The organism is Streptomyces lasiicapitis (genome assembly GCF_014646335.1).
Taxonomy (GTDB): Bacteria; Actinomycetota; Actinomycetes; order Streptomycetales; family Streptomycetaceae; genus Streptomyces; species Streptomyces lasiicapitis.
Map to the genome: position 1 here is coordinate 209,852 of NZ_BMNG01000003.1, position 13,341 is coordinate 223,192.

The 13,341-nt window shown below is 72.7% G+C and carries 5 protein-coding genes; 2 read left to right on the forward strand and 3 right to left on the reverse strand.

Going from position 1 to position 13,341, the window contains the following annotated elements; all coding sequences use genetic code 11:
• Positions 1-36: 36 nt before the first annotated feature.
• Both IEY91_RS06770 and IEY91_RS06775 read right to left on the reverse strand, forming a co-directional pair.
• Positions 37-2,817 (reverse strand): molybdopterin-dependent oxidoreductase, encoded by a 2,781-nt coding sequence (locus IEY91_RS06770; protein WP_189173228.1) that lies wholly within the window; start codon positions 2,815-2,817, stop codon positions 37-39.
• Positions 2,814-3,698, reverse strand: a complete 885-nt coding sequence (locus IEY91_RS06775; RefSeq protein ID WP_189173229.1) for an FAD binding domain-containing protein — start codon at positions 3,696-3,698, stop codon at positions 2,814-2,816. The genes IEY91_RS06770 and IEY91_RS06775 overlap by 4 nt, the downstream gene beginning before the upstream one ends.
• Positions 3,699-3,982: 284 nt before the next feature.
• On the opposite strand from IEY91_RS06775, the gene IEY91_RS06780 reads away from it, so the two are divergent.
• A complete protein-coding gene (locus IEY91_RS06780) occupies positions 3,983-5,584 on the forward strand; it encodes a PucR family transcriptional regulator (protein ID WP_189173230.1) in 1,602 nt (533 codons plus the stop codon).
• Positions 5,585-5,686: 102 nt separating this feature from the next.
• Here IEY91_RS06780 and IEY91_RS06785 read toward each other — a convergent pair whose 3' ends face one another.
• Entirely contained in the window at positions 5,687-6,082 is a 396-nt protein-coding gene (locus IEY91_RS06785; protein WP_164319565.1) for a TOBE domain-containing protein, read from the reverse strand.
• Positions 6,083-6,821: 739 nt separating this feature from the next.
• Between IEY91_RS06785 and IEY91_RS06790 the strand changes: the two genes are divergently transcribed.
• Positions 6,822-13,340: a non-ribosomal peptide synthetase gene (locus IEY91_RS06790; protein WP_189173231.1), complete on the forward strand. Its 6,519-nt coding sequence runs from the start codon at positions 6,822-6,824 to the stop codon at positions 13,338-13,340.
• The last annotated feature ends 1 nt before the right edge of the window (position 13,341 follow it).

A 13,341-nucleotide genomic window follows, 5' to 3' on the forward strand; every position in this document is an offset into this window, starting at 1 on the left:
CCGGTTGCTCTCCGGCGGCGGCGCGGGGACTGCGGCTCAATGTCTCGGAGGCAGGCTCCGCAGCGCCACCCACACCCGGTCCCGCGTCACCGGGAGTTCGGTGAAGCGGATGCCGGTGGCGTCGCGGAGGGCGTTGGTGAGGGCGGGGGCGACCGGGTTGAAGGGGCTTTCGCTCATGGACTTGGCGCCCAGGGGGCCGATGGCGTCCGTCGTGTTCATGAAGTGGACCTCGGTGCGCGGGACGTCCGCGTACTGGGGGAGGCGGTAGCGGCGGAAGGCGGCCGTGGTGACCTCGCCGCGGTCGTCCACGCGGACCTCCTCGAAGAGCGTCGCGCCGAGTGCCTGGGCGACGCCGCCCTCCACCTGGCCGCGGCACTGCATCGGGTTCATCACCTTGCCCGCGTCCGCCGCGTGCACGCTGCGCAGGATGCGGATCTCGCCCGTGCCGGGGTCCACCGCCACCTTGAACCACTGCGCGTTGAACGCCACCGAGCGCGGTGAGCCGCCCCAGTGGCCGTCCGCCACCAACTCCCCTTCCGCGCCTGCTGCTTGGGCTGCTTCGAACAGTTCCTTCAGCGGTACCGTCCGGCCCGCGCAGTCGAACGCCTCCGCTCCCTGGCGGCACAGGTGCCGGGCGACTCCCGTGTGCCGGGCGGCGAACGTCCGCAGCTGCTCGGCCAGCGCCGTCGCCGCGAGCAGCACCGCCTTGCCCGCGACCACCGTGCCCGCCGAGCCGAAGGCGCCCGTGTCGTGACGTACGACGTCGGTGTCTGATTGACGGACCGTCACCTTGTCCTCTGTCGTGTGCAGGGCGCCCGCCGTGATCTGCTGGTGCACGGTGGTGGTGCCGTTGCCGAACTCGGCGGTGCCTACGGCTACTTCGTACGTTCCGTCTGCCAGCAGTCGTACCCTCGCGTCGGCGTAGTGGCCGCCCGGCGGGCCTGTCGCGATCATTGCAAGACCTGTGCCCTGGCCCACCAGCCAGCCCTTCGGGGGTTCGTCCGCCTCGGTGTCCGCGGTCGCGTTTCGTATCACCGACAGGCACTGGTCCAGGCCGTACGACGCCATGTGCAGGTCCTCCTCCTCGCCCAGCGGGGTGAGCATGTGCTCTCCGGGGCCGATGATGTTGCGCTCGCGCACGGTGAGCGGGTCCAGGCCGAGGCGGCGGGCCAGCTCGTCCAGCATCGACTCGACCGCGAACGTCACCTGGCCGAGGCCGTATCCCCTGAAGGCGCCCGCGGGCACGCAGTTGGTGTAGACGGAGTACGCCTCGACCTTCTTGTGCGGGGCGCGGTACATCGCCATCGACTCGCCCACGCTGTGGAACATCACCGCGGGGCCGTGATTGCCGTACGCCCCCGTGTTCGACACCACCCGGAAGCTGAACGCCGTCAGGGTGCCGTCCGCGCGGGCGCCCATCCTGATCGTCACCTTGAACGGGTGCCGGGTCGTCGCGCCGTAGAACTGCTCGGCCCGGGTGTACTCCAGCTTCACCGGGCGGCGCAGCCGCAGCGCCGCCAGCGTCACGATGTCCTCCGTCAGCATCTCCTGCTTGCCGCCGAACCCGCCGCCGACCCGGCCCGCGATCACCCGCACCTCGTCCTCCGGGAGGTCGAACAGGGCGCAGAGGGCTCGGCGGGTGAGGAAGGGGGTCTGGGTGGAGGAGCGGACGGTCAGCCGTTGGCTGGCTTCGTCGTCGGCCGCCTTCGGTTCGAAGTACGCCACACAGCCGTGCGTTTCGAGGCTCGCGTGCTGCACGCGCTGCGTGCGGAACGTCTCCTCGACGACCAAGTCCGCCTCGGCGAAGCCCCGTTCGACGTCGCCGATCTCGCCGTGCGCCTCGCCGACGACGTTGCGGTCGGGCCGGGCGATGCGGGACTCCGGTCCCTTGTCGGCGTGCAGGGCGGGGGCGCCGGGGAGCATCGCCTCCTCGGGGTCGGTGACGTACGGGAGTTGCTCGTACGTCACCTCGACGCGCCGGCAGCCCTCCTCCGCGGCCTGCTCGCTGTCCGCGACCACGGCGGCCACGCGCTGGCCGACGTGACGAACGGTGTCGTCGAGGACGCGGGTGTCGTCGGGGTCCTCGGTGGGGTGCTCGTGGCGGGCCGAGGAGTAGCGGCGGGCGGGGGCGTCCTCGTGGGTGAACACCGCGTGCACGCCCGGGACTTGGAGGGCCGTGCCGGTGTCGACGGCGACGATGCGTGCGTGCGGGTGCGGGGAGCGGACCAGCTTCATGTGCAGCAGGCCGGGGATGTCGACGTCGAAGGTGTAGCGGGCGGTGCCGGTGACCACCTGGGGGCCCGCCGGGGCGCCGGGGCTGCGGCCCACGGCCTGCCCGGCGGCGGGGCGTTCGGTGTGGGTGACGCCGCGTACGGCGTCCTCGATGGCGCGGTAGCCGGTGCAGCGGCACAGGTTGCCCTTGAAGGCGCGCGGCAGGTCGTCGAGCTTGCCGTCGTCGTGCGCGGTGCCCCGCTCGGCCTCCAGGGCGGCCGAGGTCATCAGGAATCCGGCCGTACAGAATCCGCACTGGAATCCCTGCGCGTCCAGGAACTTCCGCTGGACCGGGTGGAGTTCGCCGTCGGGGGAGGCCAGGCCCTCGACGGTGGTGACGGCGCGGCCCTCGGCGCGCACCGCCGGGTACAGGCAGCTGTGCACCGGCTCGCCGTCCACGTGGACCGTGCAGGCCCCGCAGTCCCCGGCGTCGCAGCCCTTCTTCACCCCGAACCAGCCCCGCTCGCGCAGGTAGGTGCGCAGGCACTGGCCGGGGCGGGGTTCGGCGGAGCAGGGGCGGCCATTGATGGCTATGTGGAAGCTCATCGGGTGGGCTCCTCGGTGGGGCGTGCGGCGGCGGGTTCGGGGTTCGCCGGGGCGGGCACCTCGCCGTACGGGTTCAGTTCGCGCCGCACCTCCTCCGCGTACCGGAACGCCATGTGCCGCCGCCACTCCGGCAGTCCGTGGATGTCGTCGAACCACTCGTCCGCCCCGACCGCCGCCGTCAGCGCCGCCCGCAGCCCCGCCGCGTCCGGCGGCAGCGGGAACCAGAGCCGGACGGGCCGCACGGTCGCGGCGGTGACCGTCACCGTCAGGGAGCCGTCCGCCGGGTCGAGGGCGCCGATGACGAGTGCGCCGGAGCGCCCGAGGCCGTACAGCGATGCCTGCCGGAACGCGGTGCGGCAGCGCAGGGCGCGGGCCGGCAGGGTCACCGAGCGCAGCAACTCGCCCTCGTCCAGGACCGTTCGGCCCGCGCCCGTGACGAAGTCCGCGACATCGACGCGGCGTACCGCGCCCCGCTGCGACCGCAGCAGGCACTCGCCGCCCAGTGCCGCGGTCAGCGAGATCATCGGCCCGGCGGGCAGCCCGTTGCAGAGGTTCCCGCCGACCGTCGCCATGTTCCAGATCTTGAACGAGGCCAGGAACGCGCGGCAGCACTGCTCGAACAGCGGTGCCGCCGGGGCGCGGAGCGTCGTCGCCGCGAAGCGGGCGAGCGTGGCGACGGTGCAGGTCGCCGCGATCTCCAGGGCGCCGTCAGGGCGCAGGGCGACCGGCTCCCAGCCCATCCGGCTCAGGTCCACCAGGCGGCGCAGGTGCGGCTGCGGTTCGGAGAAGAGGTACGTGCCCCCGCCCAGCCAGGCGTCGCCCGGCCGCCAGGGCTCGCGCCGCCGGGCGTCGCGCACGTCGAGCACGGTGTTGAGGTCCATGGCTTCCCCTGCTTCCCCTGTCGTCCGGCCCCGGGGCCCGGAGCCCGTCCAGGCGCCCCGGGTCCCTGTCCGAGCCATCGGTTTCCAGCCAGTGAAGCCCGCCGGGGGCGCCGCGTACGACTGGTCCCGCACACGGAAGAACGACCGCTCCGCGGCCCACTCCTTGGATGTTCAACCAAGAGGCGTTCTCGCCGAACACCTTGGCATTTACGATGGTCAACCTCGTATTCGCCTCGTGAATGTGAGGCGCGGGATCTTCCCGCAGCCGCGCAAGGAGCCACCGCATGCACGTCGACCACCTCCTCACGATCGAGGGCCTCGGCATCACGCTCGTCTGGGGCGACGAGCACCTGATGAGCCGGGAGATCGCCGGGGTCACCGCCACCGACCTGGAGGACCCGACGCGGTTCCTGGAGCCGGGCGAGATCGTCCTCAGCGGACTCGTGTGGTGGCGGCCCGACGACGGCCGCGCCCGTGCCGACCGCTTCGTCGCGGCCCTCCGCGCGGGCGGCGCGGTCGCGTTGCTCGCCGGCGAGGAGACCCACGGCGCCGTCCCCGGCGAACTCGTCGACGCCTGCCGTGCCCACCGCGTCGCCCTGCTCTCCGTGCCCGCGCGCACCAGCTTCCGCGCGGTCACCGAAGCGGTGTATCTGCGCCAGTGGGGCGACCTCAGCCGCCGCCCCGCCCCGCACCACGCCCTTCCGGAGAACGTACGCGGCCAGCTCAGCCGGCTCCTCGAACTCGGCGCGGGCCCCGCGGAGCTCCTGGAGAGTGCCTTCGCCCACCTCGGTACGCCCGCCTGCCATCTGCTGACCAGCAGCGGCCGGACCGTCGCCCGCACCTCGTCCGCCCCGGCGCTGCCCGCCCCCGAGGCCGCCCGCCGACTGCACGGCGCGACCGGGACCACCCTGCGCGTGCAGGCCGACGCCACCGCGTACGACGCCTGGCATCTGCACCTGGGGGAGGAGGACGCGGCGCCGCCCCGCGTGCTGCACGAGATAGCCGAGGTGCTCGCCCAGCACCGGCACCGGCACGGCGGCGGCGACGTCGCCCGGGAGCGGGCGCGGGCGCACGACGCGCTCATCGCGCTGATCGCCCTGGCCGACACCGCCGCGCCGGACGCGGACGCCCTGGCGGAGGCGGTGCGGTCCTGCGGGCTGCCGGGGGAGGGGGCCTACCGTGTCGTCGTCGCCGCGCCGGAGGGCGGTGGGCGACATCCCGACGCGGGTCGTGACCTCCTCGCCGAGGCGTTGCGGCACCTGCGCGCCGCGGCTGCCTCCGCTCCTGTGTCGGCGTCCGCCACCTCCGCCCTGTTCACCGCGGCCTCCGCGTACTTCGCCCTCGCCCCACGCCCCGGCGGCGAAGCCGTGGCCGTCGTCCACACCGGCGCCGACGACGAACTCCCCGAGCGGCTGCGGGAAGTGTGGCCGCTGCTGCACGCCTGCCGCCCCGACGCCGTGCCGCACGCCGGGGTCAGCGCCCGCGTCAAGGGCCCGGCCGAGCTGGGGCGCGCCCTCGTGCAGGCGCGCTACGCCCTCGCCGGGGCCAGGAACACCGCACCGGGTGCCGCCCGGGTCACCGCGGTCGACGACCTGTCCACCCTCGAAGCGCTGCTCGCCGGGGTCCCCGACGACGTACGCGCGGCCTATCGGAGCAGCACGCTGGGCCCGCTCCTGAAGGAGTCGAAGGCGTCGTACGGCATGCTCCTGGAGACCCTCGAAGTGTTCCTCGGCAACAACGGGTCCTGGGCGCGGACCGCCAAGGCCCTGCATCTGCACGTGAACACGGTCCACTACCGCATCCAGCGCGTCGAAGCCCTCACCGGACGGGACTTGTCCCGCCTCGACCACAAGCTCGACCTGCGGGCCGCGCTGCTCTGCCGCTGACGCGCAGTCAGGGAGGGCCGACGCGGTCAGGGAGGGCCGACGCGGTCAGGGAGGGCCGACGCGGTCAGGGAAGGCGGACGCGGTCAGGGAAGGCGGACGCGGTCAGGGAACATCGACATGGACGTTCGTCGACTTCACCCGCGCCGTGACCATGACCCCGACCTCCAGGCCGAGTTCCTCCACCGACTCCCGCGTCACCAGGGAGACCAGGCGGTGCGGTCCCGACTGGATCTCCACCTGCGCGGCCACGTCGTCGAGGCGCACCGCGGTGACGATCCCGGTGAACGCGTTGCGCACGGAGGTGGCCACGCGCTCCGGCACCGGATGCGCGCCCCGCGCCCGCTCGCGCGCGAACTCCGCGAGGCCCACGCCGTCAAGCACGCGATTGCCCGCGCCGTCGCGCTCCATCCGCAGCCGGCCGCCGTCCGCCCACCGGCGCACGGTCTCCGCGCTCACGCCGAGGAGTGTCGCTGCCTGGCCAATGCTGTACGACGGCACCCCCGAACTGTACGGGCACGGGAGTAAGGCCCGCGCGAAGGCCCGCACGCGGAGGGAAGCCGTAAGGAAGCAGTGCGGAATGAGAAGTTCCGGTTGTTTTTCGGGTACCCTCCGCCGCTCTGCCCTTGCGTCCGACCTGGGGTGTCCCGGCGACAGGACACCAGAAACCCTCGCGCGCCCGGCGCCCAATGTTGACACGTCGCGGATTTCCTCCGCCTTGCCCCCGCCGGACGGGCCCTCATAAGCTCGGTGCACGGGGGCGGGGGTAATTCATACCCGGACTCCGATGGCAACTGAGTACATGACATCGCCCGGTTGTCGTCCGGTGTTCTCCATTTCACTCGGCATTTCCGTGAAGTGGCCGTCGCCACACCTGCGGGCAATGGCGCGCGAAGGACCTGCGACAACGGCGACCGGGGCGCTCTTGATGGCGGTTGACTCCGCCGCCCCGAGGTACGAGCCTGTCGGAGCAACGGGAGTACAAGAGCCGCCCAGCGAGCGGGTTCTGGCCGTTAGGCCGAACCGAGGAAGCGACGCGGGCGATCAATTGCGTGGGTGAATAGGGTATTCGGGCTCTACTCACCCGTGCGCGCTTGCCGCTCGGCCTCCGCGGCATGGATCAATCAATGACTCCGGCTTCAGGTTCAACGTCTAACCACTGTGGGGGATGGTCGCTTTGTGTTCTTTTGAGCAGGGTTCGTTGTCGGGCGAGCTCAATGACACGGAGGTACCGGTACCGGTGGGGACGATTCCTGAACTGTTCGAGCGGCAGGTCGCCGCGGCTTCCGAAGCGACCTCGGTCGTCCTTGGTGACGACTCGCTGAGCTTCGGGGAACTGGACGCGCGGGCCAATCGCCTCGCGCGCTTTCTCATCGGGCGCGGCGTCGGCCCCGAGACGGTCGTCGGCGTGGCGCTGCGGCGTACGCCCGAGTGGTGCGTGACCGTCCTCGGCGTGATGAAGGCGGGCGGCGCCTACCTGCCGGTGGACCCCGCCTACCCCGCCGACCGCATCGCCTTCATGGTCGAGGACTCCGGCGCCGCCATGGTCCTTGTGGACGAGGGCACGATCGCGGAACTCCCCGAACTGCCCGCGCCCATGGTGCGGTTGGACGACGCGGAGATCGTCGCGGCGGTCGCGGCGCACCCGGACGGCGTCGTGGCCGACGCCGAGCGCGCCTGCCCGCTCACCGTCGCCAACGCCGCGTACGTCATCTACACCTCGGGCTCCACCGGCCGCCCCAAGGGCGTGACCGTCACGCACACCGGCATCGCCAACCTCGTCGGCGCGATGCTCGACCGGATGAAGGTCACGCCCGACAGCCGGATCCTGCAGTTCGGATCGCCGAGCTTCGACGTGTCCGTGGGCGAGCTCGGCATGTCGCTGCTCTCCGGGTCCACGCTCGTCATGGCCGACAAGGAGCAGCTCTCCCCGGGCGCCCCGCTCGTCGAGACCATCAACCGGCACGGCGTGACCCACGCCGTCATGTCGCCCGCCGTGCTCGCCGCGCTGCCGACCGGATCGCTGCCGACCGTGCGGAGCCTCGCCGTCGCGGGTGAGGCGACCGCGCCCGAACTGGTCGCCACCTGGGCCGCGGGCCGCCGCATGATCAACGGCTACGGCCCGACCGAGACCACCGTCGGCGTGACCATGAGCGCCCCGCTCGCCGGCGACGGCAAGGTCCCGCCCATCGGCGCGCCCATATCCAACACCGAGGCCCACGTCCTGGACGACGACCTCAAGCCGGTGGCCGACGGCGTCGCCGGAGAGCTGTACATCGCCGGCGCGCCCCTCGCCCGCGGCTACCTCGGCCGCCCCGGCATCACCAGCGAGCGCTTCGTGGCCTGCCCCTTCGGCAAGCCCGGCGAGCGCATGTACCGCACCGGCGACCTGGTGGAGTGGGGCGCCGACGGGCAGCTCGTCTTCCACGGGCGCGCCGACACCCAGGTCAAGATCCGTGGCCTGCGCATCGAACTGCGCGAGATCGAGGCCGCGCTGATGGCCCACCCGCGCGTCGCGCACGCCGTCGTCGTCGTCCACGAGGGCCGCGGCAGCGGCAAGCAGCTCGTCGGCTACGTCGTCCCGGCCGGCGCCGGTGACACCGACACCGCCTCCAAGGGCGGCGGCACCGGACACATGTCCTTCGACTCCGGCTTCGCCGCCGGCGAGCTGCGCGGCTACCTCGGCGAGCGCCTGCCCGACTTCATGGTGCCCGCCACCGTCATGGTCCTGGACCGCCTTCCGCTCACCCCGAACGGCAAGGTCGACAAGAAGCAGCTCCCCGAGCCCGAGTTCAAGGGCGGGGTGTACCGCGCGCCGGGCACCGAGGAGGAAGAGGTCCTCGCGGCCGCGTTCGCCGCGGTGCTCGGCCTGGACCGCGTCGGCATCGACGACGACTTCTTCGCCGTCGGCGGCGACAGCATCCAGTCCATCCAGGTCGTCTCGCGGGCGCGGGCGCAGGGCCTTGAGGTCAGCGCGCGCGAGGTCTTCGAGTCCCGTACGGTCGCCCGGCTCGCCGAGGTCGCCGTCGCCAACAAGCAGGCCGGCGCGGCCGTCGTCCTGGAGGAGCTCGAAGGCGGCGGCACCGGCTGGATGCCGCTGCTTCCCGTCGCCCACCTGCTGCGCGGCTGGGGCCCCGGCTTCGACCGGTTCCTCCAGGCCATGGCGCTCGACCTGCCCGCGGGCATCGACCGCGCCGGGCTCGCCGCGACCCTCGGCGCCGTCATCGACCGGCACGACCTGCTGCGCGCCAAGCTCGTCAACGAGGACGGCGGCGGCCTCGTCGTCGCGCCCGAGGGCTCGGTCGACGTGGACGCCCTCATCCACCGCGTCGCGTGCGACGGCCGCTGGGACAGCGAGGAGTGGCACGCGTCGCTGCGTACCGAACTGGACGCCGCCGCCGAGCGGTTGGACCCCGAGGCCGGGACCATCGCCCAGTTCGTGTGGTTCGACCCGTCCGGAACCGACGCGTCCGCTCCCGGGCGGCTCCTCGTCGCCCTGCACCACCTCGTCGTCGACGGCGTCTCCTGGCGCATCCTCACCCCCGACCTCGCCGTCGCCTGGGACCGGATCCGGCAGGGCCAGGACCCCGAACTCCCGGCCGTGGCCACGTCCATGCGCCGCTGGGCGCACGCCCTGGCGGACGAGGCGGCGAGCCCCGCGCGGGTCGCCGAGCTGGAGCTGTGGAAGAAGATCGTCGAGGGCCCGGACCCGGTGCTCGGCACCCGCCGCCTCGACCCGGCCGTCGACGTGATCGCCACCATCGAGGAGACCCGCGTCGAGCTGCCCGTCTCCGTCACCGAGGCGCTGCTCACGACCGTTCCCGCCGCCTTCCACGGCGAGGTCAACGACGGTCTCCTCGCCGGTCTCGCGCTTGCCCTCGCCAAGTGGCGCAGGACCAGGGGGGTCGACGAGTCGTCCGCCCTCATCCGTCTCGAGGGCCACGGCCGCGAGGAGGCCGCCGCCCCCGGCGCCGACCTCTCGCGCACCGTCGGCTGGTTCACGTCCGTCTTCCCGGTCCGCCTGGACCTCGCGGGCGCCGACCTCGACGACGCCTTCGCGGGCGGCCCCGCCGCCGCACGCGTCATCAAGTCCGTCAAGGAGCAACTGCGCGCGATCCCCGACAAGGGCATCGGCTACGGCCTCCTGCGCCATCTCAACCCCGAGACCGAGGCCGTCCTCTCCCAGCACGGCCACGGCCAGGTCGGCTTCAACTACCTCGGCCGCTTCTCGGGCGCCACCGAACTGCCCGCCGAACTGCGCGGCCTCGGCTTCACGCAGGCCACCGACGTGGCCGAACTGGCCGAGCTGGACGCCGCCCAGGACGAGCGGATGCCCGCCCCGGGCGAGATCGACATCAACGCCTCCGTCATCGACGGCGCGGCGGGTCCGCAGCTGGGCGCCCTGTTCACGGCGCCCGCGGGCGTCCTTGCGCCCGAGGACGTACGCGAACTCGCGGACCTGTGGTGCGCCGCGCTCGAAGGGTTCGCGCGGCACGCCGCCCAGCCGGGCGCGGGCGGCCTCACGCCGTCCGACGTGCCGCTCGTGCCGGCCGCGCAGGCCGACATCGAGGCCTGGGAGAAGCAGTACCCCGGGCTCGCCGACGTGTGGCCCGCCTCGCCGCTGCAGTCCGGTCTGCTCTTCCACACGCTGATGGCGGACGGCGCATCGGGCTTCGACGCCTACCAGGTGCAGTACGCCCTCCAGCTCTCCGGCGCGATCGCTTCGGACCGGATGCGCGCCGCGGGCCAGGCCATGCTCGACCGGCACCCCGCCCTGCGCACCGCCTTCGTCAACGGCGCCGACGGCGACCTGGTCCAGCTCGTCGTGGACGGCGTCGAACTGCCCTGGCAGGACGTCGACCTGAGCGGCACCCCCGAGGACGGGCGCGACGCGGCGTTCGAGCAGTTCATGGCCGACGACCTCAAGGCCCACTTCGACCCGGTCAAGCCGCCGATGCTGCGGCTCTCCCTGGTCAAGCGCGCGGCCGAGAGCTACGAGCTGGTGCTCACCGCCCACCACGCGCTGTTCGACGGCTGGTCGATCCCGCTGCTCGTGCAGGACCTGCTGCGCTTCTACGGCACCGGCGGCGACGCCTCCGACCTGCCGCGCGCGCGGTCCTACCGCGACTACCTGGTGTGGCTGCGCCAGCAGGACCCGCAGGTCTCCGCGCAGGCGTGGACCAGCGAGCTCGACGGCATCGACGAGCCGACGATGCTGGCCCCCGGCGCGGAAACCGGAAGTCAGAGTTCCGGCATCGACCAGGTCGACGTGCCGCTGTCCGCCGACGACGCCCGCGCCCTGACCCGCCGCGCCGCCGACCTCGGGGTCACCCTGAACACCCTGGTCCAGGGCGCCTGGGGCATCCTGCTCGGGCAGCTGACGGGCCGTCAGGACGTGGTGCTCTCCTCGACCGTCGCGGGCCGCCCGCCGGCGCTCGCGGGCGTCGACTCGATCGTCGGCATGTTCCTCAACACCCTTCCGGTGCGCGTCCGCTGCACCCCCGGCGACACTCTCGCCGACCTGCTCACCGGCCTCCAGGACCGGCAGGCGGCGCTCCTGGACCACCACCACTACGGCCTCAGCGAGATCCACCAGGCCACCGGCCTGAAGGCGCTGTTCGACACCCTCGTCGGGTTCGAGTCCTTCCCGCTGGACCGCGGCGGCATCACCGAGGCAGGCGCGGCCGCCGGAATCAAGATCAACGGCATTCGCGCGTTCACCGCGAGCCACTACCCGGTGACCGTGTTCGTCTACCCGGACGGCGAATACCCCACCCTGAACGTCCAGTTCCAGCAGGACGTCTTCGACCGCGACGAGGCCGGCACCCTCGCCGCCCGCTTCGCCCGCATCCTCGGCCAGATGGCAGAAGACCCCGGCAGGTCCGTCGCCGCCGTCGACGTCCTGGACGCCGCCGAGCGCGAGCGGCTGCTCGTCGGCCTCAACGACACGGCCGCCGAGACGCCCGAGCTGACCGTCCCCGGCCTCTTCGAGCGGCAGGCCGCCGCCACCCCGGACGCCCCCGCCGTCGTCTTCGGCGACCAGTCGCTGACGTACGCCGAACTGGACGCACGGGCCAACCGCCTCGCCCGCGAGGTGATCGCGCGCGGCGCGGGACCCGAGGCCGTCGTCGGCCTCGCCCTGCCGCGCTCCGCGGACCTGGTCGTGGCGATGCTCGGCATCCTGAAGTCCGGCGCCGGTTACCTGCCGATCGACCCCAAGTACCCGAGCGCGCGCCTGGACCTGATCCTCGCCGAGGCCCGCCCGCAGCTCGTGCTCACCGAGGCCGCGACCGTCGACGTGCTGCCCAGGACGGACCTCCCGCTCCTGCACATCGACGACCTCGACCTCGACGACGCGGCGAAGGGCGCCGCGCTCACCGACGCCGACCGCCCGAGTGCCCTGCGGCCCGACCACATCGCGTACGTGATGTACACCTCGGGCTCCACCGGCACCCCCAAGGGCGTCGTCATCACGCACGCGGGCGTCGTCAACGGCGTCACGCGGCTCGCCGAGCGCGTCGGCGGCGGTCCCGGCTCGCGGATGCTGGCCGGCACCTCGGTCAACTTCGACGTGTCCGTCTTCGAGACGTTCACGACGCTGTGCTCCGGCGGCAGCGTCGAGGTCGTCCGCGACGTCCTCGTGCTCGCCGAGCGCGACGACTGGTCGGGCAGCGTCATCAGCACCGTGCCGTCCGTCTTCAACGAACTGCTCGACCAGATCGCGGCGAAGGCCAAGGCCGAGACCCTGGTGTTCGCGGGCGAGGCACTGCCCGCCGCCCTGGTCGCCCGCATCCGCGAGGCCATGCCCGGCGTCCGGATCGTCAACGCCTACGGCCAGAGCGAGAGCTTCTACGCCACGACGTACGCCCTCGAATCCGGCGACGCCTGGACCGCGACGGGCAGCGCCCCCATCGGCACCCCGATCGGGAACATGCGCACCTACATCCTCGGCCCGGGTCTGACCCCCGTGCCGCCGGGTGTCGTCGGCGAGCTGTACGTCGCCGGAGCCATCGGGCGCGGCTACCACGGCCGCACCGCCCTGACCGCGGACCGCTTCGTCGCCGACCCCTACGGACCCGCCGGGGCGCGCATGTACCGCACCGGCGACCTGGCCCGCTGGACCGCCGACGGACAACTGGAGTACCAGGGCCGCGACGACGCCCAGGTCAAGGTGCGCGGCTTCCGCATCGAGCCGGGCGAGGTGGAGGCGGCGCTCACCGCCTTCCCCGGCATCTCGCAGGCCGTGGTCGTCGTCCGCGACGGCGGCCCCGCGATCGGCAAGCGGCTCGTCGGCTATGTGGTGCCCACCGAGGCAGGCGGCAGCGTCGACATGACGGAGCTGCGCGACTTCATCCTCGGCCGGCTGCCGGAATTCATGGTGCCCGCGGCCGTCGTCGTCCTGGAGAAACTGCCGCTCGCCCCCAACGGAAAGCTGGACCGAAAGGCCCTGCCCGAGCCGGAGTTCGCGGGCGCCGCCTATCGGGCACCGCGCAACGGCCAGGAAGAGACCCTCTGCAAACTGTTCGCCGAAGTACTCGGCGTGGAGCGCGTCGGCATCGACGACGACTTCTTCGACCTAGGTGGAAATTCCCTGCTCGCGACGCGGCTGACCAGCCGCATCGGCAAGGCACTCGGAGTGAGCGTGCCGATCAGGGCGATTTTCGAACAGCACAGCATCGCCGAACTATCGCGCACGGTGAAGAACGCATCGGCCACGAGCCGACCTCGTCTGCGCAGGATGAACAGGAGTGGACAGTAAA

Bases quoted from the DNA above. Each gene is read 5' to 3' on its own strand.
- IEY91_RS06770 (WP_189173228.1), bottom strand. From the start codon at position 2,817: ATGAGCTTCCACATAGCCATCAATGGCCGCCCCTGCTCCGCCGAACCC.
- IEY91_RS06775 (WP_189173229.1), bottom strand. From the start codon at position 3,698: ATGGACCTCAACACCGTGCTCGACGTGCGCGACGCCCGGCGGCGCGAG.
- IEY91_RS06780 (WP_189173230.1), top strand. From the start codon at position 3,983: ATGCACGTCGACCACCTCCTCACGATCGAGGGCCTCGGCATCACGCTC.